The sequence below is a fragment of the Hyphobacterium vulgare genome (genome assembly GCF_042643335.1).
In the GTDB taxonomy this organism is placed as follows: Bacteria; Pseudomonadota; Alphaproteobacteria; order Caulobacterales; family Maricaulaceae; genus Hyphobacterium; species Hyphobacterium vulgare.
The window spans coordinates 712,253-736,003 of sequence record NZ_JBHRSV010000001.1 but is presented as its reverse complement, the minus strand read 5'-3'; the positions used below and the strand labels follow the sequence as shown (position 1 = coordinate 736,003).

At 64.9% G+C, this 23,751-nt stretch carries 28 protein-coding genes; 16 read left to right on the top strand and 12 right to left on the bottom strand.

Going from position 1 to position 23,751, the window contains the following annotated elements; all coding sequences use genetic code 11:
- Window positions 1-146: 146 nt before the first annotated feature.
- Complete coding sequence (gene ygfZ / locus ACFOOR_RS04015; RefSeq protein ID WP_343164142.1) at window positions 147-932, bottom strand: CAF17-like 4Fe-4S cluster assembly/insertion protein YgfZ; 786 nt, start codon at window positions 930-932, stop codon at window positions 147-149.
- Window positions 933-998: 66 nt separating this feature from the next.
- Between ygfZ and ACFOOR_RS04010 the strand changes: the two genes are divergently transcribed.
- Genes ACFOOR_RS04010 through ACFOOR_RS04000 form a run of 3 tightly spaced genes read left to right on the top strand, consistent with a single transcriptional unit; the run spans window position 999 to window position 4,063 of the window.
- Window positions 999-1,961 (top strand): glycosyltransferase family 9 protein, encoded by a 963-nt coding sequence (locus ACFOOR_RS04010; protein WP_343164141.1) that lies wholly within the window; start codon window positions 999-1,001, stop codon window positions 1,959-1,961.
- On the top strand, window positions 1,958-3,295 hold the full coding sequence (locus ACFOOR_RS04005; RefSeq protein WP_343164140.1) for a dihydroorotase: 1,338 nt from the start codon (window positions 1,958-1,960) through the stop codon (window positions 3,293-3,295). Before ACFOOR_RS04010 ends, ACFOOR_RS04005 begins: the two co-directional genes overlap by 4 nt.
- A 3-nt stretch (window positions 3,296-3,298) precedes the next feature.
- A complete protein-coding gene (locus ACFOOR_RS04000; protein ID WP_343164139.1) occupies window positions 3,299-4,063 on the top strand; it encodes a hypothetical protein in 765 nt (254 codons plus the stop codon).
- Window positions 4,064-4,294: 231 nt separating this feature from the next.
- On the opposite strand, the gene ACFOOR_RS03995 is transcribed toward ACFOOR_RS04000, so the two are convergent.
- The 8 genes from ACFOOR_RS03995 to ACFOOR_RS03960 form a co-directional block, all read right to left on the bottom strand.
- On the bottom strand, window positions 4,295-4,729 hold the full coding sequence (locus tag ACFOOR_RS03995) for a TIGR02301 family protein (RefSeq protein ID WP_343164138.1): 435 nt from the start codon (window positions 4,727-4,729) through the stop codon (window positions 4,295-4,297).
- A gap of 11 nt (window positions 4,730-4,740) precedes the next feature.
- Window positions 4,741-5,157: an NUDIX hydrolase gene (locus ACFOOR_RS03990; RefSeq protein ID WP_343164137.1), complete on the bottom strand. Its 417-nt coding sequence runs from the start codon at window positions 5,155-5,157 to the stop codon at window positions 4,741-4,743.
- Between the two features lie 100 nt (window positions 5,158-5,257).
- Entirely contained in the window at window positions 5,258-6,058 is an 801-nt protein-coding gene (locus ACFOOR_RS03985; RefSeq protein WP_343164136.1) for a 3-hydroxybutyrate dehydrogenase, read from the bottom strand.
- 59 nt (window positions 6,059-6,117) lie between these two features.
- On the bottom strand, window positions 6,118-6,903 hold the full coding sequence (gene yaaA, locus ACFOOR_RS03980) for a peroxide stress protein YaaA (RefSeq protein WP_343164135.1): 786 nt from the start codon (window positions 6,901-6,903) through the stop codon (window positions 6,118-6,120).
- Between the two features lie 72 nt (window positions 6,904-6,975).
- A complete protein-coding gene (locus tag ACFOOR_RS03975) occupies window positions 6,976-8,370 on the bottom strand; it encodes an FAD-binding oxidoreductase (RefSeq protein ID WP_343164134.1) in 1,395 nt (464 codons plus the stop codon).
- A 4-nt stretch (window positions 8,371-8,374) separates the two neighbouring features.
- A complete protein-coding gene (locus ACFOOR_RS03970) occupies window positions 8,375-9,325 on the bottom strand; it encodes an L-threonylcarbamoyladenylate synthase (protein ID WP_343164133.1) in 951 nt (316 codons plus the stop codon).
- Window positions 9,326-9,362: 37 nt separating this feature from the next.
- Window positions 9,363-9,911: a YceI family protein gene (locus tag ACFOOR_RS03965; RefSeq protein ID WP_343164132.1), complete on the bottom strand. Its 549-nt coding sequence runs from the start codon at window positions 9,909-9,911 to the stop codon at window positions 9,363-9,365.
- A gap of 10 nt (window positions 9,912-9,921) precedes the next feature.
- Window positions 9,922-10,509, bottom strand: a complete 588-nt coding sequence (locus ACFOOR_RS03960) for a cytochrome b (protein ID WP_343164131.1) — start codon at window positions 10,507-10,509, stop codon at window positions 9,922-9,924.
- A 211-nt stretch (window positions 10,510-10,720) separates the two neighbouring features.
- Between ACFOOR_RS03960 and ACFOOR_RS03955 the strand changes: the two genes are divergently transcribed.
- The gene (locus ACFOOR_RS03955) at window positions 10,721-12,502 is read left to right on the top strand and encodes an acyl-CoA dehydrogenase (RefSeq protein ID WP_343164130.1); all 1,782 of its coding nucleotides are present in this window, start codon (window positions 10,721-10,723) and stop codon (window positions 12,500-12,502) included.
- Here ACFOOR_RS03955 and ACFOOR_RS03950 read toward each other — a convergent pair.
- A complete protein-coding gene (locus ACFOOR_RS03950) occupies window positions 12,499-12,885 on the bottom strand; it encodes a DUF4870 family protein (protein ID WP_343164129.1) in 387 nt (128 codons plus the stop codon). The two genes, ACFOOR_RS03955 and ACFOOR_RS03950, sit on opposite strands and share 4 nt — an antisense overlap.
- Before the next feature lie 199 nt (window positions 12,886-13,084).
- Between ACFOOR_RS03950 and ACFOOR_RS03945 the strand changes: the two genes are divergently transcribed.
- The 11 genes from ACFOOR_RS03945 (at window position 13,085) to dxs (ending at window position 20,966) form a co-directional block, all read left to right on the top strand.
- Entirely contained in the window at window positions 13,085-13,288 is a 204-nt protein-coding gene (locus tag ACFOOR_RS03945) for a hypothetical protein (RefSeq protein WP_380213801.1), read from the top strand.
- Window positions 13,285-13,599, top strand: coding sequence for a YbjQ family protein (locus tag ACFOOR_RS03940; protein ID WP_343164127.1), 315 nt, complete (start codon window positions 13,285-13,287; stop codon window positions 13,597-13,599). The genes ACFOOR_RS03945 and ACFOOR_RS03940 overlap by 4 nt, the downstream gene beginning before the upstream one ends.
- Window positions 13,600-13,607: 8 nt before the next feature.
- Window positions 13,608-14,357, top strand: a complete 750-nt coding sequence (lepB, locus tag ACFOOR_RS03935) for a signal peptidase I (protein WP_343164126.1) — start codon at window positions 13,608-13,610, stop codon at window positions 14,355-14,357.
- A 38-nt stretch (window positions 14,358-14,395) separates the two neighbouring features.
- The gene (locus tag ACFOOR_RS03930; RefSeq protein ID WP_343164125.1) at window positions 14,396-15,265 is read left to right on the top strand and encodes an SDR family oxidoreductase; all 870 of its coding nucleotides are present in this window, start codon (window positions 14,396-14,398) and stop codon (window positions 15,263-15,265) included.
- A 90-nt stretch (window positions 15,266-15,355) separates the two neighbouring features.
- Complete coding sequence (locus ACFOOR_RS03925; RefSeq protein ID WP_343164124.1) at window positions 15,356-15,763, top strand: SET domain-containing protein; 408 nt, start codon at window positions 15,356-15,358, stop codon at window positions 15,761-15,763.
- 5 nt (window positions 15,764-15,768) lie between these two features.
- Window positions 15,769-16,140, top strand: coding sequence for an SET domain-containing protein (locus ACFOOR_RS03920; protein ID WP_343164123.1), 372 nt, complete (start codon window positions 15,769-15,771; stop codon window positions 16,138-16,140).
- 51 nt (window positions 16,141-16,191) lie between these two features.
- A complete protein-coding gene (locus tag ACFOOR_RS03915) occupies window positions 16,192-17,124 on the top strand; it encodes a histone deacetylase family protein (protein WP_343164122.1) in 933 nt (310 codons plus the stop codon).
- Window positions 17,125-17,171: 47 nt separating this feature from the next.
- On the top strand, window positions 17,172-17,768 hold the full coding sequence (locus tag ACFOOR_RS03910; protein WP_343164121.1) for a histidine phosphatase family protein: 597 nt from the start codon (window positions 17,172-17,174) through the stop codon (window positions 17,766-17,768).
- 76 nt (window positions 17,769-17,844) lie between these two features.
- A complete protein-coding gene (locus ACFOOR_RS03905; RefSeq protein ID WP_343164120.1) occupies window positions 17,845-18,084 on the top strand; it encodes an exodeoxyribonuclease VII small subunit in 240 nt (79 codons plus the stop codon).
- A gap of 69 nt (window positions 18,085-18,153) precedes the next feature.
- Complete coding sequence (locus ACFOOR_RS03900; RefSeq protein WP_343164119.1) at window positions 18,154-19,041, top strand: polyprenyl synthetase family protein; 888 nt, start codon at window positions 18,154-18,156, stop codon at window positions 19,039-19,041.
- A gap of 14 nt (window positions 19,042-19,055) precedes the next feature.
- Entirely contained in the window at window positions 19,056-20,966 is a 1,911-nt protein-coding gene (gene dxs, locus ACFOOR_RS03895; RefSeq protein WP_343164118.1) for a 1-deoxy-D-xylulose-5-phosphate synthase, read from the top strand.
- A gap of 4 nt (window positions 20,967-20,970) precedes the next feature.
- Here dxs and ACFOOR_RS03890 read toward each other — a convergent pair whose 3' ends face one another.
- A complete protein-coding gene (locus tag ACFOOR_RS03890) occupies window positions 20,971-22,032 on the bottom strand; it encodes an acyltransferase family protein (protein WP_343164117.1) in 1,062 nt (353 codons plus the stop codon).
- A gap of 118 nt (window positions 22,033-22,150) precedes the next feature.
- On the opposite strand from ACFOOR_RS03890, the gene ACFOOR_RS03885 reads away from it, so the two are divergent.
- A complete protein-coding gene (locus ACFOOR_RS03885; RefSeq protein WP_343164116.1) occupies window positions 22,151-22,876 on the top strand; it encodes a TlyA family RNA methyltransferase in 726 nt (241 codons plus the stop codon).
- A 62-nt stretch (window positions 22,877-22,938) separates the two neighbouring features.
- Here the strand turns inward: ACFOOR_RS03885 and ACFOOR_RS03880 are convergent, their stop codons facing one another.
- Entirely contained in the window at window positions 22,939-23,730 is a 792-nt protein-coding gene (locus ACFOOR_RS03880) for a hypothetical protein (RefSeq protein ID WP_343164115.1), read from the bottom strand.
- Window positions 23,731-23,751 lie beyond the last annotated feature (21 nt).

Genomic DNA, 23,751 nt, shown 5'->3' with positions numbered 1-23,751 from the left:
CGCCCTCATCGCCGCAACCCGGAAACTCACCATTCTCCTCAACACCCTCGTCGCCAGAAACCAGACCTGGAACAACCCGCAACAACACGGTTGCTGAGGTGCGAACCCGAATAAAGTCCGGGAGAGCCTCGAAGGGCGAGGGGAAATCAGACTCCTTCCGGCAACACCACTTTCGCCGTCAAACCACCTGACTCCACCTCCCGGGCCTCCTCCAGCCGGTCGAGGCGGAGAATGGCGAGGGCGTGACGCCCGGCCGAAGACGTGATTGTGCCGAGCGCGGTATCGCCGAGCGTTATGTCTGTCCCGGCGGCCGGGGCTTCGCCCTCGAAGTCGAGGCGGACCGTGCGCTTGCGGATCGTGCCGCGGCGTTTCATGCGGGAGACAACTTCCTGGCCGACGAAACAGCCCTTCTTCCAGCCGATCCCGCCATAAAGGTCGAGATTGACGTCGGTCGGGAAGACATCGGCATCGCCATAGTCGCGGCCGAAGGCCGGGACGCCGGCCGCGATCTCGGCCTCGGCCTGGATCGCGTCACCTTCGGTCAGGCTGGCGGCCTCGGCAGCGGGCCGGATCGCGCGCGGGGGCAGGGCGGCGCTCCGCGGATCGGGTGTGCCTTCACCCGCGATCACGGCGAGATCCTCGCTGACGCGGACTTCGGCCCTGGCGCGCAACTTGTACATCGACAGGCGTTTCGCGAGCGCGTCGGCCGCGGCGGCGGGCAGTTCGATCAGGACGCCGTCCGGGCGACCATGAATGAGAAAATCCGCGATGATCTTGCCCTGCGGGGTCAGCAGGGCGCCAGCACGCATTTCTCCGTCACTGATGTCCGCGATCGGACAGGTCACGACGCGTTGCAGGAAGTCGCGCGCTTCCTCGCCGGTGACGGCGATAACGGCACGATCGGTCAGTCGGGCAGGGGAATCGGAGTTCATGGCCCAGCATATGGCCACGCCTTGCGCGCTGGCCAAGACTCACCGGCTCGGCTATGCCGATTTTCCATGCAGCGCATCCTGTTCATCACGTCCACGCGCATCGGTGACGCCGTCATCAATTCCGGCGTGCTCGATCATCTGGTCCGGACCAATCCGGATGCCAGTTTCACCATTGCCTGCGGACCGCTTGCGGTGCCGCTGATGGAGAACACACCCGGCCTGGAACGTCTGATCATCATTCACAAGAAGCCTGCCGGCATGCACTGGCCGGGCCTGTGGCGCCGCGTCGTGGGGACGAAATGGGACCGCGTGGTCGACATGCGGGGCTCAGCGATCGCCTATCTCCTGAGGGCCGGGGAACGCAATGTCGCCGGGCGCTATCCCTATCCCGACAACAAGGTGCGCGAAGCCGCGAGCGTGATCCGCGCCGAACCGCCCCCCGCACCGAAAATCTTCGTCCCGGCCGACGCGCACGAACGTGCGCTGGGCCATCTGCCGGCCGGGCGTCAGATGCTGGCGATCTGCCCGTCTGCGAGCTGGCCGTTCAAGATGTGGCCGGCGGACCGGTTTGCCGACCTCGTCAAGCGTCTCGTCGGGCATGGCGGGCCGATGGCCGGCGCTGCGGTACACATTTTCGGCGGACCGGGCGACGAGGTCCATGCCCAGCCAATCCTGCGGGTGCTGCCCGATGCCGGCATCGTCGATTTTTCCGGCAAGTTGCACCTGATGGATGTCGCCGCCCTGCTCGGCCGGGCCCGTCTGTTCATCGGCAATGACAGCGGGGTCATGCATATCGCCGCCGCAATGGGCGCGCCGACGCTCGGCCTGTTCGGCCCGTCCGATGAGCGGCGCTATGGTCCGTGGGGCGAGAATTGCGCGAGCGTGCGCGGCCCGCGCGGTTTCGAGGAGGTCCGCGAACTCGCCACGTCGAAGGATTTCCGCGCCAATCCCGAAAGCCTGCTTCTCGATCTGTCGACTGATGCAGTCTATGAAGCGGCATGCCGGCTGCTGGAGCGCACGAGCTCATGACCCAGACCTATGACCTGATCATCAAGGGCGGCGAGGTGGTGAACCACGCCGGCCGCGGACGCGCCGATGTCGGCGTGACGGGCGGCAAGATCGCCAAGATCGGCGACCTGTCCTCCGCCAGTGCGGGCGAGACGGTCGACGCCGCGGGACTGCACGTCCTGCCGGGCGTGATCGACAGCCAGGTGCACTTCCGCGAGCCCGGGCTGGAGTGGAAGGAAGATCTCGAAACCGGCTCGCGCTGTGCGGTCCTCGGCGGGGTCACGGCCGTGTTTGAAATGCCGAACACCAATCCCGCGACGACCGATCCCGATTCGCTGACCGACAAGCTGAAGCGCGCCGAACGCATGCATTGCGACCATGCCTTCTATGCCGGGGCGACCAACGAGAATGCCGCCGTCCTCACCGAGATGGAGCGGATGACTGGCTGCTGCGGCGTGAAGGTCTTCATGGGCGCTTCGACCGGCGATCTGCTGGTCAAGGACGATGAAGGCGTCGAACGCGTCCTGAAGGCGATCAAGCGCCGCGCCGCGTTTCACAGCGAAGACGAATACCGCCTCGAAGAGCGCCGCAAGCTGGCGGTCGATGGCGACTGGACGAGCCACGAGATCGTCCGCGACGCCGAGGCAGCGATCCTGTCGACCAAGCGCCTCGTCCGCCTCGCACGCAAGACCGGCAAGCGGATCCATGTGCTGCACATCTCGACCGCCGAGGAGGTCGATTTCCTGCAGCAGCACCGCGACATCGCCAGTTGCGAGGTGACGCCGCAGCATCTGACGCTGGAAGCGCCGGACGCCTATGAGCGCCTCAAGGCCTATGCCCAGATGAACCCACCGATCCGCGGCGCGAAGCATCGCCAGGCGCTCTGGCGCGGTGTTGATCAGGGCCTGTTTGACGTGCTCGGCTCCGACCACGCGCCGCACACCAAGGAGGAGAAAGCCCGGCCCTATCCGCAAAGCCCGTCCGGCATGCCGGGCGTGCAGACGCTGGTGCCGGTCATGCTGAACCATGTCGCCGAAGGCCGGCTGTCGCTGGAACGCTTCGTCGATCTGACGAGCCACGGGGCGCAGCGCATCTTCGGCATTGCCGGCAAGGGCCGTATGGCGACGGGTTGGGATGCCGACTTCACCCTCGTCGATCTCAAGGCGAAGCGGACGATCACGAATGAATGGAGCGCGTCGCGGTGCGGCTGGACGCCGTTCGACGGTATGGACGTGACCGGCTGGCCGAAGGCGACGATCATCCGCGGCCGCACCGTGATGCGCGACGACGAGATCGTCGCGCCCTCGACCGGCAAGCCGGTCCACTTCATGGAAACCCTGCCCGAGGAGGCGTAGCCGGTGGCCGAACGCCAGAGTTTCTACTTTTTCGACATCGACGAAAACGTCCTGCACCTGCCCACCAAGGTGCATCTCCTCAACACCATGACGGGCGAGGAGAAGACGATGACGCAGGCCGAGTTCGACGGCATTCGCGGTTATCTGGGCATGGCGGGCGAGTGGGAAGACTGGGCCGCGCCGCCCGAGCGTGCCTTCCGCGAATTCGCCGACGGCAAGGACCGCAATGGCGAGGAATACCTGCTGCGCGACATCCGCCGCGGTCTGGCGGACGGCGGCTGGAAGGGTCCGAGCTGGGACATCTTCAAATATGCCGTGTTGCGCCACCGCCCGGTTGCCATCATTACCGCGCGCCAGCATTCCGCCGAGATCATCCGCGAGGGGATCAAGCTGCTGAAGGATGCCGGCCAGATCCCCGAAGAGCCGGACTATGTCGCGATTTTCGGGGTGTCGAATCCCGAGGTGAAGACGGCGCTCGGCGCGCACCTGACGACGGCGGGCCTGAAGCGCGCCGCGATCCGCGCCTGTGTCGAGACCGGGCTGGAAAAGTTCGGCCGCGACCTGCCGCACAGTTTCGGCATGTCGGACGACGATCCGAAGAATGTCGACCTGATCACGTCGGCGATGCTGGAGTGCAAGCTCGACTATCCCGACAAGCGATTCTTCGTGATCTCCACCAACCGCCGCCGTCACGTGAAGCTGGAAGTCCTGTCGCCGCACAAGGAGGAGTCAAAGCTCCGCGCGGCGGAAGAGGATTATTACGGGTAGCGCCGCATAAGGCTCGCCGCCCTTCGAGACGGCAGCTTCGCTGCCTCCTCAGGACAGGCTCGCCGAGTAACCGACATGACTTCAAAAATGGGGTTCCCGCGAAAGCGGGAATCCGAAGCATGCTGCGGGCTTCAGGTCCCCATTTTCATGGGGACCCCATGGATTTCATAGGGTGAGTTCCGCCCTGTCCTGAGGAGCCGCCGTCAGGCGGCGTCTCGAAGGGCGGGCGGTCTAGCCGTCATCCTCCGCCAACAACGGTTCCAGCAGCGCATCCGACAATTGCCGGCCGCGGCTGGCCAGTTCGCGGCGTTCCGCCTCGACCTGTGCGCCGCAGGTCAGACGATAGCGCTGCTGGTCGCGAAAGCCGTTGTTGAAATTGTCGATCAGCCGCTCGCGCCAATAGCCGCTGGCCGGCGCCTCGAGGTCGAGCAATTCCTGCATCTGGTTGCGCCAGGCCTGGGAGTGGTTTCCCTCGCAGGCGAAGGCGAGATAGTGCAGCTCCCCTAGCACATAGGCGAGATCCGGGATGACCCGGTCGCGATCGACGCGCGGGGTGAGGGGCACGTCCTCATAGGCCGGCTCGTCGCCCGGACGGATATCGGGCTTCACCTGCGCGGCAGCGGGCGCGGCAAACACCAGGGCGAATATGAGGACGGCGAGGCGCATCGCGGCGGAGTCTAATCGTGCGAATGCGGCGAAGCGGGGGCACGCGGTGTGATGACTCGCCGCGTCTCGTCCCAGCTGACTTTTTCGAGCGCCTCGGCGAGCGGGAAGAAAGCCGCTTCCTGGGCGTCGTCGGCAGCGACCGGCTCGCCGGAAATCCATTCCGCCTCGAAATCGATCAGCACGTAGTGCGCATCGTCCATGATGGAATCGACGACGTCGATCAGGCCTGTGATCCGGGCGGTCACGCCGGTCTCTTCCATCAGTTCGCGCAGCGCACCCGCGGCGACTTTTTCGCCGTATTCCAGCTTGCCGCCCGGAATGGACCACTTGCCCTTCAAAGGCTCGCGGCCGCGCTTGACCAGCAAGACCTCATCACCGCGCCGGCAGACGACGCCGATACAGGCGAGGGGGAGTTTTCCGGTGCTCATCTGCCCCCCACCCCAACCCTCCCCCGTGGGGGGAGGGAGGGCTCTGCCCGTAATTTCCCTCCCCTTGAGGGGAGGGCCAGGGTGGGGTGAAAACCGCTCACTACTTCGCGGTCCAGCCGCCATCAACGGAGATATGCATGCCGTTGCACGATGCCCCGGCATCGGAGACGAGGAAGAGGAGGGCGCCGACGAGCTGGGAGTATTCCACGAAGCGCTTGGTCGGCTGGGCGGCCAGCATCACGTCACGGACGACCTCTTCTTCGCTGATGCCGCGCGCCTTGGCGGTGTCGGCGATCTGGTTCTCCACCAGCGGCGTCTTCACATAACCCGGGCAGATGGCGTTCGCCGTGATGCCGGTTTCGGCGACTTCGAGCGCCACCGTCTTGGTCAGGCCGAGCACGCCGTGCTTGGCGGCGACATAGGCCGACTTGAAGGGCGAGGCGACGAGACCGTGCGCCGAGGCGAGATTGACGATCCGGCCCGAGCCCTGGCGCTTCATGATCGGCAGGGCGTTCCTGATGGTGTGGAAGTTGGAGGTGAGGTTGATCTTGAGGATTGCCTCCCACTTGCCCGCGGGGAATTCGTCGATCGGTGCGACGTGCTGGATGCCGGCATTGTTCACGAGGATGTCGAGCCGGCCGAACTCGCTTTCGGCGTAGCGGATCAGACCGCCGATCTCGTCGGCTTCCATCATGTTGGCCGGGTGATAGCGTGCCTTCACGCCGTGATCGGTCTCGATGCGCTTCCTGAGGCGTTCGATCTCGTCCTGCGGGCCAAGACCGTTCAGCAAGACGTTCGCGCCGCACGCGGCGAGGCCTTCGGCCAGCGCCGCGCCGATGCCGCTGGTGGAGCCGGTGACGACAGCCACCTGTCCGGAGAGATCGGTTTTCAGCGCGCTCATCTTGGCCCCTTGTCAGTGAAATTGTGCAGGCGCGAAATGGACCTTGCCGGACCCCTGCGTCAAGCGGCGCGTTTCTTCGGCGGCTGCGGACGGACGAAGGTGAGCCTGCCGCCCGCGGAAGCCGCTTCGTCAAAACGATAGCCCTCGGCATTGAAGTCCTTCAGCTGCGCGGGATCGGTGATGCGGTTCTCGATGATCCAGCGCGCCATCAGGCCGCGCGCGACCTTGGCGAACATGAAGAGGATGCGGGCCTTGCCGTCCTTTTCCTCCTTGAAGTCGACATCGACGATGTCGGCGTCGAGCGCCTTCCGGTCGACCGCCTTGAAATACTCGTTCGAGGCGAGGTTCACGATGGTCCGGCTCTTCTGGCCCTTGAGGGCGTCATTGAGCTGTTCGGCAATGTCGCTGCCCCAGAAATCGTAGAGGCTCTCACCCTTCTTCGTCTTGATCTTGCGGCCCATTTCGAGGCGATAGGGCTGGATCGCGTCGAGCGGGCGCAGCACGCCATACATGCCGGACAGGATGCGCAGATGGTCCTGCGCCCATTTCAGGTCCGTGTCGGACAGGCCTTCGGCGTTGAGGCCGCGATAGACCTCGCCGGCGAAGGCCAGCGCGGCGGCCTTGCCGTCTTTTGCCTCCGAATCGAAGGCCTGGAAGCGCTGCCAGTTGAGCTCGGCCAGATCGTCGGACAGCTCCATCATCGTCTTGATCTTGCGCTTCGACAGCTTCGCCGTTGCCTTCGACAGATCGGCCGTGCGGTCGATCAGGGCCGGGCGGGTCAGGTCGAGCGCATGGGCGCTCGGTTCGAAATCGAGGCGTTTCGCCGGGGAGAGCAGGACGAGCATGGGAATCGGTCTCCGGGTCGCTTTCCCCGGATTTAGGCAGCGAGGCCCGTCAGGTCGAGTCGCGCGTCCGGATCAGCTTCCGAAGATCATGCGCGGATTCATGATCCCCCTGGGGTCGAGCGCGGTCTTGATCGCCTTCATCAGCTCCACGTCGAGCGGGCGTTTCTCCGCCAGTTCGGTGCGTTTCATGATGCCGATGCCGTGCTCGGCGCTGATCGAGCCGCCATATTTCGCGACCTTGTCATAGATCATCGCGGTGACGGGCTCGGTCGACTTCGCGAAGTCGAGCCCGGCACCCGGTTCGGTCCGTGCGACGTTGAAGTGGACATTGCCGTCGCCGACATGGCCGAAGGCGATGATCATCACGCCGGGCAGCATGCGCTCGGCCGCTTCGGTCGCCTCGGCCATGAAGGCCGGCATTTTCGACACCGGGATGGACACGTCATGCTTGGCGGCGCGGCCATGCGCCTTCTCCGCTTCCGCAATCGGTTCGCGCAGATTCCAGAAATCCCTGGCCTGCTGTTCGCTTTCCGCGATCACCGCGTCACGGATCAGGCCCGCTTCGAAGGCCTCACCCAGCGCGGCCTCCATCATCTCGCGGCCTTCGCCGGGGCGGGCCGCGCCGACTTCCAGCAGGGCATACCAGGGATGGGGTTCTGCGAAGGGGTCGCGCGTTCCGGGAATATGTTGGACGACGAGTTCGAGCGCATTGCGCGGAACGAGTTCCAGCGCCGAGAGTGCGCCGCCCGTGGCCGTCTTCATGTGCCCGAGCAGGGCAACGGCAGCGGCCGGGCTGTCGATGGCGGTGAAGGCGACGCTGATCTCGCCGGGCTTGGGGAAGAGCTTGAGCGTGGCGGCGGTGATCACGCCGAGCGTGCCTTCCGCGCCGATCAGCATCTGTTTCAGATCATAGCCGGTATTGTCCTTCCTGAGGCCGCGCAAGCCGTTCCAGATCCGCCCGTCGGGCAGGACCGCTTCAAGGCCGAGAACGAGATCGCGCATCATGCCGTAGCGCAGGACATGGACGCCGCCGGCATTGGTCGAGATCAGGCCGCCAATCGTGGCGGTTCCCTGGCTTCCGAGGCTGAGCGGAAACAGGCGGCTGGCCTCGGCGGCGGTGTGCTGGATGGTTTCGAGCACGCAACCCGCCTCGACCGTCAGCGAGTCGTTGCCGATGTCGATATCGCGAACCTGGTTCATGCGGCGCGTGGTGAGCAGGATTTCGCCTTGCGGCGTGCCGCCGCCGACGAGGCCGGTATTGCCGCCCTGCGGCGTGATCGCGATGCCCACCTCGTGGCATATCGCAACCAGTTTGGACACCTCCTCGGTCGAGGCCGGTTTGACCAGAAGCGGCGTCTCGCCCTGATAGCGGCCACGCCAGTCGCTGGTCAGGGGGCTGACCTCGGCCGGATCCTCGCTCCAGCCTTTCGGGCCGAGAACGGATTTGATGCGGTCGATGGCGGTCATGGTGTCAGTCCCGTGGGGCGGCGGCGCGATTGAGGCGATCATTGATGGCTTCGCCGAGCCCGTCCATGGGGACGGGCGCGACGGCAATGCGTTTGTACCCTTCGGCGTCGAGCTGGCGCAGCAGGGCGAAGAGATTGGCCGCGGCCTCGGTCAGATCGCCGATGCGCGACAGGTTTGCGGTGCAGGCCTCTGTGCCGGGGCCGAAGGCGAGAAAGGCCTCGCCGGGTTCCGGCGTTCCGGCATTCAGCCTCAGGGCGGCCTTCGGCGCGTAGTGGCTTTTCAGCATGCCCGGAGAGGCAAGGGGCGCATTGGCCTCTGCCGACTTCAGGGGGCCCGTGACGGCTTCGATTTCGCTGCGCGGCAGGCCGCCGGGGCGCAGGAGAATGGCGCTCTCGCCGTCGATGGCGAGGACGGTGGATTCAACGCCGACCGGGCAGGGCCCGGCGTCGAGGATGAGGTCGATCCGGTCTCCCAGACCCTCGGCGACATGCTGCGCGGTCGTCGGGCTGACGGCGCCGGATGGGTTGGCGCTGGGCGCGACGAGGGGCCGGCCGAAGGCGGCGATGAGTGCCTGCGCGGCTGGATGCGCCGGCATGCGGACGCCCAGCGTGTCGAGCCCGGCCCCGGCGAGTTCGCTGACCGGGGCGTCCTCCTTCTTCGGCAGGACGAGCGTCAGCGGACCGGGCCAGAAGCAGTCCATCAGCCTCTCCGCCAGAGGCGGGGCAGACACGCAGGTTTCCGCCATCTCCCGGCCGGACACGTGGACGATGAGCGGATTGAAGCTTGGCCGGCCCTTGACCGCATAAAGTCGCGCGACCGCCTCGCCATCGGCGGCGTCGGCGGCCAGGCCGTAGACTGTCTCGGTCGGCATGGCGACGAGGCCGCCGCGGCGCAGAATCTCCGCAGCCTCGGCGATCGCTGCGACGTCGCTGGCGGGTTTGACGGGCGCGCTCATGCGGGCAGCTAGCCTATCGCAGCGCGCACGGGCAAGGTCACTGCGCGCGGTCGGCCTCGATATGGACGTGGACGGTCACTTCCGCCGCCGCTTCTCCCCAGCTCGATCCACCGACGCCAAACCTTTCACGCTCGATCACCATCGTCCCGTCCGCGACGGCACGGTCGCCGTCGATCACGACGCGGAAGGGCAGCTCCACGGGCAGGCGCGCCTCGCGCAGGATCAAATCGCCGCGTGCGATGTAGCAGGTGTCGCATTCATCGCTGGCTTCGATCGTTTCCGACATGAAGGTCGCGGTCGGATAGGTGTCGGGGTCAAGGCCCGGCTCCGACAGCATTTCGTCGGTGTAGGACGGCGTTCCGGTTTCGCCCGTGGCCACGCTGACCGTGGCGTCGATATAGCTCGAGTCCAGATTGTCGGGATCGAAACCGATTGCCGCGCCGAATTCCGTGAACCGGCCCGTCACCGGCGCGTCGAGCACATCGGTTTCGAACGTCACTTCGCTGGCGTCGTGATCGACTTCCCAGTCGGAGGCGAAGGCCGGAGCGGAGACGAGAAGCGCGAGGGGGAGGAAGGCGAATTTCATGAGTAGGCCTTTATTGGTCCTTGCGGCGGAGGAAGGGGATCATGCGAGCGAGCACGTCATCCTTGTCGATAATATGGTGCTTCAACGCCGCCCCGGCATGCAGGACCAGCAGGACAATGATCACCCAGCCGCCGCGGCCATGCAGGAACTCCGTCACTTCGTGAAGCGTGCGGTCGTTCGGCGCGATGTCCGGGATCGGCCAGGCGGGATTGTTGAAGAAGAAGCTCGGCGCCTGACCGGATGATGCGGTGAGCCAACCGAGGATCGGCATGCCGATCATCAGCACGTAGAAGCCGATATGGGTAAAGCGGGCAGCGAATTTCTCCCATCCCTTCATGGTCTCGGGCATGGACGGGACCGGGTTCATGAAACGCCAGGCGAGGCGGATCAGGCTGAGCACCAGAACCATGATGCCGAACGTCTTGTGCATGTCGAAGACGAAGCGGACGTCATCGAGTGTGAATTCCGAGCTGCCGCCGCGCAGGGCTTCGGCCATGTCGCCCATCCGCCAGCCGATGAAGACCAGCATCACCATCATGATGGCGATGATCCAGTGCAGTGCGATGGCCACACTCGTATAGCGCTTGGTCTCGGTCATGTTTCCCTCCCTGCCGGTCTGGCGGAACCTGCCCGACCGCAGAGCGTTGGACAATCACACATTTTGCCGCTGGGTTCTGCCGCGCTTTGCGAAAATCGGAGATTCCGCGGCGGAAAGGGCGACCGGGACATTTTGACCGGCTCGACGCCGCGCGCGAAACCGCTATCTTCCGGCCTCCGATTGACCGTCACGACAAGTGGATACGCCCCTCATGACCTTCCGCGCGCCCGTTCAGGACATTCGCTTCGCCCTCGACGAGATTGCCGCCATGGACGGCCTCAAGGCCTCGGGTGCATTCCCGGAACTGTCCGAGGATCTGACGACGGCGATTCTCGACGAGGCCGCGAAGTTCGCGAATGACGTTCTGGCCCCGCTGAACCGCACCGGCGACCAGCAGGGCTGCACGCTGAAAGACGGCGAGGTCACGACGCCGGACGGCTTCAAGGATGCCTATGCGAAATATGTCGAGGGCGGCTGGCAAGGGCTGCAATTCCCGGCCGAGGCGGGCGGGATGGGCCTGCCCCGCGTGCTTGGCATGGCGGTGATGGAAATGATGCAGTCGGCGAACATGGCGTTCAGCCTGGGACCGATGCTGACCAATTCCGCGATCGAGGCGCTGCTGGTCAACGGCACGGACGAACAGAAGGCGCTCTACCTGCCGCGCATCATCACCGGCGAATGGTCCTCGACCATGCAGCTGACCGAGCCGCAGGCCGGGTCGGATGTCGGCCTCCTCAAGACCAAGGCCGAACCCAATGACGACGGCAGCTGGTCGATCACCGGGCAGAAAATCTACATCACCTGGGGCGAGCATGACTGCGCCGAAAACATCATCCACCCGGTGCTCGCGCGCACGCCCGATGCGCCGGAGGGCACAAAGGGCATCTCGCTCTTCCTGATCCCGAAATTCCTGCCCGACGCGAACGGCAATCCGGGCGAGCGCAATGCGATCAAGGCGATCGGCCTTGAACACAAGATGGGCATTCACGGCAGCCCGACCTGCGTGATGCAGATGGAAAACGCCAAGGGCTGGCTGATCGGGCCGGAGCTCGGCGGCATGGCGGCGATGTTCATCATGATGAACTCGGCGCGGCTCGCCGTCGGGGTTCAGGGTGTCGGTATCGCCGAACGGGCCTACCAGCATGCGCTGGCCTATGCGCAGGAGCGCCGCCAGGGCCGTGCGCCCGATGCCGAAGGGCCGGCACCGCATCCGATCATCGAGCATCCGGACGTGCGCCGCATGCTGGCGACGATGAAGGCCAAGACCGAGGCGGCGCGGGCGATCTGCTATCTCTGCGCCGTGTCCGCCGACGAGGCCGAACACGAGGAAAGCGAAGAGGATCGCGCCTTCGCGAAGCGGCGCGAGGAATTCCTGACGCCGATCGCGAAGGCCTGGGCCACCGATGTCGGTGTCGAGGTGTCGTCGCTGGGCATCCAGATCCACGGCGGAATGGGTTTCATCGAGGAAACCGGAGCCGCCCAGCACTACCGCGATGCGCGCATCGCCCCGATCTATGAAGGCACGAACGGGATCCAGGCGATCGACCTGATCGGCCGCAAGCTGTCGATGGGCGGCGGCGCGGCGTTGAAGGAATTGCTCGAAGACATCCGGCAGACCGTCGAGGACTGCGCGACCTCGTCCAATCCCGAACTGCCGCAACTGGCCAAGCGGCTGAAGCCCGCGGCCGATGCCTTCGAGACGGCGGCGAAATGGCTGATGACCCGCGAGGACCGGTCCGACGCGCTGGCCGGGGCCACCGAATTCCTTGCCCTGTCCGGCGATGTGATCGGCGGCTGGCTGCTGTGCATCGGCGCGGTCGCGGCGCAGCGGCGCCTGAAGGAGGGCCAGGGCGATCAGGACTACGCTGAAAGCCGGATCGAGATCGCCCGCTTCTATGCCGAGACGGTGCTCTCCCAAGCGCCCGGCAAGCTCGACTCTATCCGCGTCGGATACGAGGGCCTGCCCGACGACCTGGCGCTGGGGATAAGCTAGACGAAGAAGGTCTTCGGATCGGGGTGCGGACGGCCGTCGATGAGGCGGACGAGACCGATCGCGACCCGGATGATCATCCAGATTCCCAGAAGCAGCCAGATCAGGATTCCGACCGGGATCAGGATGATCGTGATGAAGCAGATGACCGCGATGATGACGAGCGCGATCATGTAGATGACCGTCCGGATCTGGAATTCGTAGTGACCGGCCAGCCAGGGCGCGGCCTTGTCCTTGCGCAGCAAGGCGATCAGCGCCCCCACGAGCACGGTCAGGCCGTTGGCCGGGCCGAGCAGGTACAAGACGTAGACAAGACCACAAAGAAGACGTTCGTCACGTTCGTCAGTCGCCGGTGTCGGTGCCGGATTCGGCTGGGTGTCGGTCACTTGCGGGCCTCCAATCCTCGCTCTCGGGGTGATCTTATCCCCGTATTCGGGCCTGATCACAACGCCGGGTCGGGCCCGGGTGTTCCGCCGCGCCGGATGGCGGAAGGACTTGAGTTCACGGCGTCCGGACCGCACCATGCAATCACGTCGGAGCCGGCGTGCCGGTGATCAGGGGGCTGCCAGCGTGCAATCGAATCTGATGACGAGTTTTGCCTACGGGCTGGCCTTTGCCGGCCTTGGGCTGTGGGCCCTGCTGGCGGCTGCCACCGGCCTGTTCGGGGTCGAGATCGCCTTTCCGTGGAGCGCGGTCTGGGTGGTTGCCGCGGCCTTGCCGGCCTTGGGAATTGCGCTGCTTTTCCTGATCGCGACTGCTGGCCGGGAAGACGAGGAGGCCGGGTCATGATCGTGACGATGAGCCCGGAGGTTCCGGGGCGCGAAATCGGTGAGGTTCTTGGAATTGCACGGGGAAATATCGTCCGCGCGCGGTTCTTCGGGCGCGATTTCATCGCCGGGCTGCGCAATATCGTCGGCGGTGAGGTGAACGAGTATTCGGAGCTTCTGGAAGAGGCCCGTCACACCGCCTTTGACCGAATGGTCACAGATGCCGGAAATCTGGGCGCGGATGCAATCGTGAGCTTCCGGTTCACAACCTCCGCCATTATGGAGGGGACTGCTGAAATTCTGGCTTACGGGACGGCGGTCAAATTCAAATGAGAGCATTCGTGGAACGACTGACGAAGAACGCTTCGAGCGAAGTGGCGGAAACCCTTCGCTTCATCGGCGGCGTGGTCGGCGTCTGGTTCGTGATCGTCACCTTTCTCTTCGCGCCTTTCCACATTCCGTCAGAGAGCATGCAGCCCTCACTGGAAGTCGGCGACCGCGTGCTGGTGTCGAAATGGGCCTATGGCTATTCGCGGCACTCGCTGCCGCTCGGGATCGGCTATCGTCTGCCCGAAAGCTGGGATGCGCGCATCCTGGCCCGCACGCCGGATCGCGGCGATGTTGTGGTGTTCCGCAATCCGGAACAGGAGCGCAATCTGATCAAGCGCGTCATCGGCCTGCCCGGTGACACAATCCTCATTCGCGACGGCCGCCTGTACATCAATGGCGAGATGGTCGAGCGCCGCGAGATCGAGACCCGCGAATACCGCTCCCATGAAGGCCAGATGTTCGCCGTTACCCTGTACGAAGAGACGCTGCCGAACGGCGTGACCCATCCGATCTACGAGATCGGCGACGGCATGCAGTTGGACAATGCCGGACCCTTCCAGGTGCCGGAAGGCCATCTCTTCATGATGGGCGACAACCGCGACCGTTCGACGGACAGCCGCATTCCGCCGCTAATCGGACCGGGCTATGTCCGCCTCGACGAAGTGGTCGGCCGCGCGGAGACCGTGATGTTCACCTTCAACCGCTGCCGCCGCGAAGACGGCCTGCATTGCCCGACCGGCCGGGTGTGGCGCGGGCTGTAGGGGCGGTCTAATCTCTCCCGAAACTCGGGGAGAATATCATGTCGCTCAAGGGGAAAACGCTTTTCATCACCGGCGCCAGCCGGGGGATCGGCCTTGCAATCGCCGAGCGCTGCGCGCGCGACGGTGCGAACATCGTCGTCGCGGCGAAGACGGACAGTCCGAATCCGAAACTGCCTGGCACGATCCATTCCGCCGCCGAGGCGATCGAAAAGGCCGGCGGTCAGGCGCTTCCCGTGGTGTGCGACATCCGCGACGAGGCCTCCGTCGAGGCGGCGGTCGAGGCCGCGGTCGACCGGTTCGGCGGGATCGATATCGTCGTGAACAACGCTTCGGCGATCTTTCCGCGCGGCACGGCGGACACGCCGATGAAGCGCTACGATTTGATGCACCAGGTCAATGCGCGCGGCACCTTCCTCGTGACCCAGAAATGTCTGCCGTATCTGGAGAAGGCCGAGAACCCGCACATCCTCGCCCTGTCGCCGCCGCTCGACATGCGCGAGATGTGGTTCGCGCCGCATGTCGCCTACACCAGCGCGAAATACGGGATGAGCCTGTGCATTCTGGGCTGGGCGGGTGAGTTCCGCGGACGCATCGCGGCGAATGCGATCTGGCCGCGCACGGCGGTCGCCACGGCGGCGATCTCCAACGTGCTGGCCGGCGAGGACGCGCTGAGGAATTGCCGCAAGCCGGAAATCCTCGCTGACACGGCCTATCTGGTCCTGAACAAGCCGAAGGATTTCACCGGCAATTTCATCATCGACGACACCTTCCTTCTGTCCGAAGGGGTGACCGATCTCGACCAGTATGCAGTTGATCCGTCTCGGGAATTGCTGCCCGACTTCTTTGTGCCGGACGACCCGCCCGCGCCCGAGGGCGTGAAGATCATGAATGTGACCCTGGGTCACTGACGCCGATCATTACAACCGGCCGAAAAATGTGATTTGCGCGCGAGCCGAACCGCGCGCATAGCCCCGCGCCTTTGATGTGAGGGGCCGATGATGCTGCTCGTGAAAACCTATGTCGACTCAAGCCCGATCGAGGGTGTCGGTGTGTTCGCAGCGGAGCCGATCGCCAAGGGCGCGCAGGTCTGGCGGTTCGAACCGGGGCTCGACCGGCTGCTGAGCGAGGCGGATATTGCGGATTGGCCCGAGGCGGCGCGCGATTTCCTTGGCCGCTATGCCTATGTGAATGACGAGCGGCCGGGCATTTTCGTGCTCGATGGCGACCATGGCCGATTCATGAATCACGCCGACACCCCCAATACCGACTATGCCGATCCGGCCGCGGGCTATGCGACTCGCGACATTGCCGCCGGTGAGGAGCTGACCTGCGACTATGGCCAGTTCTATGCCAGCCATGATTTCCTGCCGTCCCTGACCGGACAATTCGGATCGAGGAAGGACTGACCGTCATGATGCTCGTGAAAGCCCAGCTCAAGGAATCGCCGATCGAGGGGATTGGCGTGTTCGCCGCCGAGAAAATCGCGAAGGGCGCGATCGTGTGGCAGTTCGAACCCCAGTTCGACAAGGAGATCGCGCGCGACTTCTACGAGAACGCGACTGGCCGGCTGCGCGACTATCTCGACCGCTATTCCTATTTCAAGCCGGGCGATGACAGCGTCCTCGTCCTGGAAGGCGATGAAGGCCGCTATCTGAACCATACGACGGACCCGAACACGGATTTCTCCGGATGGCCGGTTGCGGTGGCGCTGCGCGACATCGCGCCGGGCGAGGAGATCACCTGTGACTACTCGACTTTCTGCCCGGGTTTCGAGCTCTACTGACCACCGCATTTTGGGCGTGGCGCAGCCCACCGGCCTTGCTAATCTGCGGCCATGCGCACGCTGATCGTCACATCCGATGCGGGGTTTGATCACCGCATTCCGCCCGCCCATGCCGAGCAGCCGCAAAGGCTGCGCGCGGTAATGGATGCGCTGGGCGAAGCGCCGCTCGACCGGCTGAAGCGGGTCGAGGCGCGCGCGGCGAGCCGCGACGATCTGACCCGGGTCCACACTGAAGACCATGTCGACCGGGTTGCTGCGTGCGAGCCCGACGATGATGGCCTGACCGGGCTCGACTGGGACACCTATATGACGAAGGGCAGCTGGCAGGCCGCCCTGCATGCCGCCGGGTCGGGTCTGACCGCCGTCGACGCCGTGATGAAGGACGAGGCCGAGGCGGTATTCTGCGCCGTTCGTCCGCCGGGCCATCACGCCGAGCGGGCCCGGCCCATGGGGTTCTGCCTGTTCAACAATGTCGCGGTCGCGGCGATGTATGCGCTGGATGTGCACGGTCTCGACCGGGTCGCCATCGTCGATATCGACGTGCACCACGGCAATGGCAGCCAGGAACTCGCCGAGCGCGAATCACGCATCTTCTTCGCCTCGATCCACCAGTCACCGCTCTATCCGGGCACTGGCCGGGCCGAGGAAACCGGCCTCAACGGCAATGTCGTGAACGTTCCCGTTCCGGCGGGCACCACGGGCGAAGAATGGCGCGCCGCGATCGAGCGCGACATCCTGCCGGCGCTGGAATCCTTCGACCCGCAACTGGTTTTCATCTCGGCCGGCTTCGATGCGCATGCCGCCGATCCGCTGGCCGGATTGACGCTGGACGAACGCGACTACGCCTGGGCCGCACGCAAGTTCGCGGAATTCAGGGGGAAAAGCGGCGCTGCGCGGCTTGTCTGCCTTCTGGAGGGCGGCTACGACTTGGGAGCGCTGGGGCGGTCTGCGGCCGTCTTCACGCAAGCGCTGGCCGAAGCGTGACGGGGACTTCGGCAAGCGTTCCGGCGAAGCCCGTACCCAATCCGGACATGACACGGAAACAATCGACACCAGACCTGCCGGGCTCGATCACCATCGCCCGGCATGGCCGCCCCGACATGGATCGCAAGACCCGTGTCGACTGGCGCGGCTATGAGGACTGGTGGGCGGACTATGACCGCGCCGGTCTCGCGCCCGAGCAGGCGCCGCCGCCGGAATTGATTGCCGCCGGTCAGGAAGCAAGGATCATCTTCGCCAGCACTTTGCCGCGCGCCATTGAAACGGCCCGCGAGGCCGCGCCGGGACGCGAAATCGTCATCGACCCGGTTTTCGTGGAAGCGCCCTTGCCGCCGCCGACCCTGCCGGGTCAGTTTCCCGCGCACACCTGGAATGTGTTTGCGCGGACGGCCTGGTGGTGCGGCATGGCCCGTGGTCAGGAAAGCCGCCGGCAGGCCGAATTGCGCGCCGAGGCGGCTGCCGCCCGCCTGATCGAAGCCGCGCAATCGGGGCCGGTCCTGCTTTGTGCGCACGGTTGGTTCAATCGCATGATGCGACCGGTTCTGCGAAACCTCGGCTGGCGCTGTGTGCGTGATGGCGGCGACTATTACTGGACCCACCGGCGCTATGAGTTCCGGCCGGAGAGGTAACGCAGGATAACGCGTTGCCGCGCGGCAATGCGGTTTCTATGGTGCGTTCGTTTCCGGCAGTTTTCGAGGAGGCCCCATGAGCCAGGCCGATATTGCATCGATGAGTTTTGAAGCGGCACTGGCCGAACTCGAATCGATCGTCGGCAAGCTCGAGAAGGGCGATGTCGAACTCGAGCAGTCGATCGCGATCTATGAGCGCGGCGCGGCCCTCAAGGCGCATTGCGAAAAGAAGCTGCGCGAGGCGGAACTGAAGGTCGAGAAGATTGTCGTCGGCAGTGGCGGTTCGGTCTCGGCCGAGCCTGCCGACCTGGACTGACGCAATGCAATTTCGCGCATTCACATTCGATTCCGGATTTTGCCCGGTTCACCCGGCTCGGGCCGCGTGATGGCGAATTTTATTGCCGTTCTCGAAGAGGCCGCGGACCGGGTTACGGTTGCGCTCGATGCGCTGTTGCCGCGGTCCGATGGTCCTGAAACCCGCGTGATGGAAGCGATGCGCTATGCCGCACTCGGGCCAGGAAAACGGATCCGTCCCTTTCTCGCGATCGAGTGCGGAAGGCTGGTCAATGCCGAGGAGCGCAGCCTGCTGCGCTGCGCCGCGGCACTGGAATGCGTGCATGCCTATTCGCTGATCCACGACGATCTGCCGTGCATGGACGATGACGATGTCCGCCGTGGCCGGGCGACGGTGCATCGCGAGTATGACGAAGCGACCGCGGTGTTGGCTGGCGACGCCCTGCTGACGCTGGCTTTCGAGATCCTCGCTCATCCCGACACCCATGGCAGCGCGGCGCGCCGCTGCGAACTGATCACACGGATGTCGGCAGCGTCCGGTGCGCGCGGCATGGTCGGCGGGCAGATGATCGACATGGCCGACGACAAGAGCGACTGGGACATTGCGACGATCACCCGCATGCAGCGGATGAAGACCGGCGCGCTAATCTCCTTCGCGACCGAGGTCGGTCCGATCCTGTCGGACTGCGACGCCTTTGTCCGCCGCGCGTTCGAGGGTTTTGCCCATGATCTGGGTCTGGCCTTCCAGATCACCGACGATCTGCTCGATGTCGAAGGGTCGAGCCAGGACACCGGAAAGCGGACGAGGAAGGACGACAGTCAAGGAAAGGCCACGTTCGTCGGCATTCTGGGTGTCGAGGGGGCCCGGAACCAGGCTGAACGGCTGATCGCGCAGGCGAAGGATCACCTTGATCCCTTCGGTGAGCGCGCCAAGATTCTTCGCGACGCGGCGGACTATGTCCTCACGCGGCGCGGGTAGGAAAGGACATCCGAATGGCGCTCGATACGCCCAATCTCGACCGGATCAATACGCCCGCTGACCTGAAAAATCTGGACATCGGATCGCTGCGCCTCGTGGCTGACGAGTTGCGCGCGGAGACGATCGATGCGGTGTCGGTCACAGGCGGGCATCTCGGTGCCGGGCTGGGCGTGGTCGAACTGACCGTCGCGATCCACCATGTCTTCGACACGCCGGACGACAAGCTGATCTGGGATGTCGGGCATCAATGCTATCCCCACAAGATCCTGACTGGCCGGCGCGACCGCATTCGCACGCTGCGCCAGGGCGGTGGTCTGAGCGGTTTTACCAAGCGCTCGGAAAGCGAATACGATCCGTTTGGCGCCGCGCATGCCTCGACCTCGATCTCCGCGGCGCTCGGTTTTGCCGTGGCGCGCGACCTGGAAGGCCGTGACGAGCACATCGTCGCAGTGATCGGCGATGGCTCGATGTCGGCCGGCATGGCCTATGAGGCGATGAACAATGCCGGGGCGCTGAAAACGCGCCTCGTCGTCATCCTCAACGACAACGACATGTCGATCGCACCGCCTGTCGGTGCGATGAGCCATTATCTCGCGCGCCTGGTGTCGTCGCGCGGCTACCGCAATTTCCGCAAGGTGGCCAAGGGCGTCGCGCGCGCGGTCGGCCTCGAGAAGACCGCGCGCAAGGCCGAGGAATACATGCTCGGCTGGGCCGTCGGCGGCACGCTGTTCGAAGAGATGGGTTTCTACTATGTCGGCCCGATCGACGGACATGACCTCGACCAGCTCGTCCCGGTTCTGCGCAATGTGCGCGATTTCGAGAAGGGTCCGGTCCTCGTCCATGTCGTGACGAAGAAGGGCAAGGGATATGCGCCTGCCGAAGCCGCCGACGACAAGTATCACGGCGTCTCGAAATTCAATGTCGTTACCGGTGAACAGGCGAAGTCCAAGGCCGGGCCGCCGAGCTATACCCAGGTGTTCGCCAATGCGCTGATCGCCGAGGCGAAGAAGGACGACCGCATTGTCGGCATCACAGCGGCCATGCCGGGAGGCACCGGACTCGACCTGTTCGCCGAGCGCTTTCCGGAGCGCTGTTTCGATGTCGGCATCGCCGAACAGCACGCCGTGACATTCGCGGCCGGTCTGGCCGCCGCCGGGATGCGGCCGTTTGCGGCACTTTATTCCACCTTCCTGCAGCGCGGCTATGACAGTGTCGTGCATGATGTCGCGATCCAGGGGCTGCCGGTGCGTTTCGCGATCGACCGGGCGGGTCTCGTCGGGGCTGACGGGGCGACCCATGCCGGTTCGTTCGATCTCGGCTATCTGGGCCAGTTGCCCGGCTTCACGATCATGGCCGCTGCAGATGAAGCCGAACTGGTGCGCATGGTCGCAACCGCCCGTCTGATCGATGACGGTCCTTCAGCTTTCCGCTATCCGCGTGGAAACGGGCTCGGACTGGATCTGCCGGATGTTGCCGAACCGCTCGAGATCGGCAAGGGCCGGATCGTCCGCGAGGGCAATTCGGTTGCGATCCTGTCGCTTGGCACGCGGCTCGAGGAATCACTCAAGGCGGCTGACATGCTGGCGGCCAAGGGCCTGACCGCCACGGTCGCCGATGCGCGCTTTGCCAAGCCGCTCGATGAGGAGCTGATCCTGCGTCTGGCGCGGGAACATGAAGTGCTGATCACGGTCGAAGAAGGTGCGCGCGGCGGGTTTGGAGCCTTCGTTCTTCACCTGCTTGCCGAGCGCGGCGCGTTCGACAAGGGTTTGAAGATCCGCACGCTGACTCTGCCGGATCGCTTCCAGGATCAGGACAAGCCGGACGCCATGTATGCCGAAGCGGGCCTCGATGCGCCGCACATCGCGTCGGCGGTGTTCGATGCGCTAGGCCGTGAGGACGAAGCCGCCGCGGCGCTGCTGGCCTGAACGCTCAAACTGCTGCGTTGGCCGGGGCGACCCGGGATGTTTCGCCGCGCTGGCGGGACTTGCCCTTGAGTCCGATCACGAAAGGCGCCGCCCATCCGAGATAGCGCATCGTGAACAGCTCGACTCCGATCGGAGCCAGCAGACCGGCTGCCAGTCCGATGGCGATCCCCGGCCAAGGCGCCGGTTCGCCGGTGAAGTTGTAGACCATCTGCGTGCCCATCACCGCAAACAGATGATAGAGGTAGATCGAGTAGCTGTACTGGCCGATCCAGGCCAGTGGCAGGAAGCTGAAGCGGTTCGCCAGCAGCGCCCCGGCGAACGCCAGTCCTGCCATCAGCGAGAAGACCGCGCGGCGCTCGATCACCTGGTGCGGATCGGCGATCGAATTCATCGTGTGCAACACGAAGAGCAGGACGGCGACGGCGGCCCAGACCTGGGCGGCCGGCCCGAAGCGCTTCGGGTCGAAACGGCACATGAAGACGCCAAGCGCAAAGAAGGGAAACAGATAGACGGCGCGGGTGATCGAGAGGAATTCGATGTCCGGAGCCAGCGGCGAAACGAAAAGCCCGATCGACAGGATCATCATGCCGAGTGCCACGGCATGCGGGCGGTTCGGAAACAGCCAGTCGGCCACCGCGTAGGCGACAAAGATCAAAAGCACCGCCTGGATGAACCAGAAGTGGGCATAGGCAAAGACATAGACCTGCCAGAAATCGCCCCAAGGCATGGCGAATCCGCCGCCGAGCACCGTGTTGATGCCCGCAAACGCGGTCGCGGCGAACAGGAAGGGCAGAACCAGGCGTCGACCCTTGCCGACCCAGAAACTGCTCATGCGGCCGCGTTCGGCCGGACGCCATGCGTAGACAAAACCCGACAGCATCGCGAACAGGGGCATGCGCAGATGGAAGGCCAGATGCGTGAAGATGGCGAGGGGGTGGGTTTCCTCGATCCGAAGTCCCTGGGTCGGGTTTTCGCCGATGACGTGCAGCGCGACGAGCAGGATGCAGGCGATCCCGCGCAGCGTATCGATGCTGCGATCCCGGTTCTTCTGGGCCAATGCGGTCATGCGTCTGTCCCTCTTCGAAACGCCGGGCGCCGGCATTCGGTTGTTCGTTCCAGACGCGAGCAAGACTCGCGCCAGAGGGGACTTGCGCGTTTCCACCCGGAGTGGATAAGCCGACGTCATGCGAGCCGACCTCTACCTTCTCGAACAGGGCGCATTCGAAACGCGGGCCCAGGCGCAGGCGGCGATTGCAGCCGGCCGGGTGCGCATAGGCGGTGTGCCGATCGCCAAGCCGTCCCAGAAGGTTCAGCCCGGCGCCGCGATCGAGGCGGAAGCGGCGCATCCCTGGGTCGGCCGGGCGGCGCTGAAACTGGTCGCGGGTCTCGATGCGTTCGGGATCGACCCGGTAGGCCGGACCTGTCTCGATGTCGGTTCGTCGACCGGCGGCTTCACCGAGGTGCTGCTGGCGCGCGGCGCGACCCGGGTTTTCGCCGTTGATGTCGGCCGGGATCAACTTCATTCGAAGCTGCGCAATGATCCCCGCGTTACCGTTCTGGAGGGAACCGACGCGCGTCAGTTGACGACGGCCGAGATCACCGGGCCTCCCGATTTGATCGTCTGCGATGCCAGCTTCATCGGCCTGGCCAAGGTGATCGAACGGCCCCTGTCACTGGCGGCGGAAAGGGCCGAGACGGTTCTGCTGTTCAAGCCGCAGTTTGAAGTGGGGCGCGCCCATATCGGCAAGGGCGGGGTGGTGAAGGATGATCTTGCCGTTCAGGCGTCACTCGAGCGCTTCCGCATCTGGATGGGCGACCGGACGGACTTCACGGTCACCGGTATCGCCGACAGCCCGATCACCGGCGGCGACGGCAACCGTGAATTCCTGATCGCCGCGCGCAAGGGCTAGCGGAAACAGAAAAGGCCGCCCCGGGGCGGAGCGGCCTTTCCTGCATGGTGTGACGCCGGAGGTTACTGAGCCGGGCGCCAGATGCCGTCATGGCCCTGGCACATCCAGACGCTCTGCGAGCTGACCGTGCCATAGGCGTCGGCGCGGCGGGTCTGCATCCAGCGGCAGCTGTTGTTCGCACCGGCATTGTAGACCCGGGCGTCGGTCGAGGGCTGCGAGTAGACATAGCCGTTCGGCCCGCCCGCCAGTTCGCCATTGCCGTAGTAACGCTGCTGATCGGTGTAAACACCTTCGTCACCGACATAATACGAGTCGTCGGCGTAGTAGTTGCCGTTCTCGTCGTAATAGCCGCTGTTGGTATAGCCCTGCTCGTCGCGGTAGCCGGAACCAGCATAACGATTGTCGTCGTAGTAGCCGCCATTGTCGTAGCCGCCGTAATAGCGGGTGTCGTCATTGCGGTAGATCGGAGCGCAGGGCTGCCCTGCGGCCACGCCGTAGCCTAGAAGGCCGCCGAGCCCGGCACCGGCCGCGACCGCGACGTCATTCTCGTTGCCCCGGTCATACCCACGATGGCCGCGATATCCGCCGTGACGGCCGTAATAGCTGTCCCGGCCGCCATGACGGCCACGCCAGCCGTGATTGTCGCGATCGTCGATGTCGTCCTCGATCTGGGCGGCGATCACCCCGCCGAGAATGGCGCCGATCACCGCGCCGGCAACCTGGCGGTTCTGGCGGGCGGCCTCGCATTCCTGGACGCTGCGATAATAGTTCTGCGACTGGGCCTCGGCGGTGGCCGCCGGCACCAGGACGGCGGCAGAGGCCGCTGCGAGAAGTGCGAACTTGGACATGTTCATGTCGAACTCCTTTCCGGTTCG

Coding starts and splice junctions, on each gene's coding strand:
- ACFOOR_RS03925 (WP_343164124.1), top strand. CDS start 15,356: ATGCTGCTCGTGAAAACCTATGTCGACTCAAGCCCGATCGAGGGTGTC.
- ACFOOR_RS03930 (WP_343164125.1), top strand. CDS start 14,396: ATGTCGCTCAAGGGGAAAACGCTTTTCATCACCGGCGCCAGCCGGGGG.
- ACFOOR_RS03900 (WP_343164119.1), top strand. CDS start 18,154: ATGGCGAATTTTATTGCCGTTCTCGAAGAGGCCGCGGACCGGGTTACG.
- yaaA (WP_343164135.1), bottom strand. CDS start 6,903: ATGCTCGTCCTGCTCTCCCCGGCGAAACGCCTCGATTTCGAACCGAGC.
- ACFOOR_RS03975 (WP_343164134.1), bottom strand. CDS start 8,370: ATGACCGCCATCGACCGCATCAAATCCGTTCTCGGCCCGAAAGGCTGG.
- ACFOOR_RS03995 (WP_343164138.1), bottom strand. CDS start 4,729: ATGCGCCTCGCCGTCCTCATATTCGCCCTGGTGTTTGCCGCGCCCGCT.
- ACFOOR_RS03885 (WP_343164116.1), top strand. CDS start 22,151: ATGCGAGCCGACCTCTACCTTCTCGAACAGGGCGCATTCGAAACGCGG.
- ACFOOR_RS03945 (WP_380213801.1), top strand. CDS start 13,085: ATGACGAGTTTTGCCTACGGGCTGGCCTTTGCCGGCCTTGGGCTGTGG.
- ygfZ (WP_343164142.1), bottom strand. CDS start 932: ATGAACTCCGATTCCCCTGCCCGACTGACCGATCGTGCCGTTATCGCC.
- dxs (WP_343164118.1), top strand. CDS start 19,056: ATGGCGCTCGATACGCCCAATCTCGACCGGATCAATACGCCCGCTGAC.
- ACFOOR_RS03910 (WP_343164121.1), top strand. CDS start 17,172: ATGACACGGAAACAATCGACACCAGACCTGCCGGGCTCGATCACCATC.
- ACFOOR_RS03920 (WP_343164123.1), top strand. CDS start 15,769: ATGATGCTCGTGAAAGCCCAGCTCAAGGAATCGCCGATCGAGGGGATT.
- ACFOOR_RS03940 (WP_343164127.1), top strand. CDS start 13,285: ATGATCGTGACGATGAGCCCGGAGGTTCCGGGGCGCGAAATCGGTGAG.
- ACFOOR_RS03960 (WP_343164131.1), bottom strand. CDS start 10,509: ATGACCGAGACCAAGCGCTATACGAGTGTGGCCATCGCACTGCACTGG.
- ACFOOR_RS03890 (WP_343164117.1), bottom strand. CDS start 22,032: ATGACCGCATTGGCCCAGAAGAACCGGGATCGCAGCATCGATACGCTG.
- ACFOOR_RS03880 (WP_343164115.1), bottom strand. CDS start 23,730: ATGAACATGTCCAAGTTCGCACTTCTCGCAGCGGCCTCTGCCGCCGTC.
- ACFOOR_RS04010 (WP_343164141.1), top strand. CDS start 999: ATGCAGCGCATCCTGTTCATCACGTCCACGCGCATCGGTGACGCCGTC.
- ACFOOR_RS04005 (WP_343164140.1), top strand. CDS start 1,958: ATGACCCAGACCTATGACCTGATCATCAAGGGCGGCGAGGTGGTGAAC.
- ACFOOR_RS03990 (WP_343164137.1), bottom strand. CDS start 5,157: ATGAGCACCGGAAAACTCCCCCTCGCCTGTATCGGCGTCGTCTGCCGG.
- ACFOOR_RS03955 (WP_343164130.1), top strand. CDS start 10,721: ATGACCTTCCGCGCGCCCGTTCAGGACATTCGCTTCGCCCTCGACGAG.
- ACFOOR_RS03915 (WP_343164122.1), top strand. CDS start 16,192: ATGCGCACGCTGATCGTCACATCCGATGCGGGGTTTGATCACCGCATT.
- ACFOOR_RS03965 (WP_343164132.1), bottom strand. CDS start 9,911: ATGAAATTCGCCTTCCTCCCCCTCGCGCTTCTCGTCTCCGCTCCGGCC.
- ACFOOR_RS03985 (WP_343164136.1), bottom strand. CDS start 6,058: ATGAGCGCGCTGAAAACCGATCTCTCCGGACAGGTGGCTGTCGTCACC.
- ACFOOR_RS03970 (WP_343164133.1), bottom strand. CDS start 9,325: ATGAGCGCGCCCGTCAAACCCGCCAGCGACGTCGCAGCGATCGCCGAG.
- ACFOOR_RS03905 (WP_343164120.1), top strand. CDS start 17,845: ATGAGCCAGGCCGATATTGCATCGATGAGTTTTGAAGCGGCACTGGCC.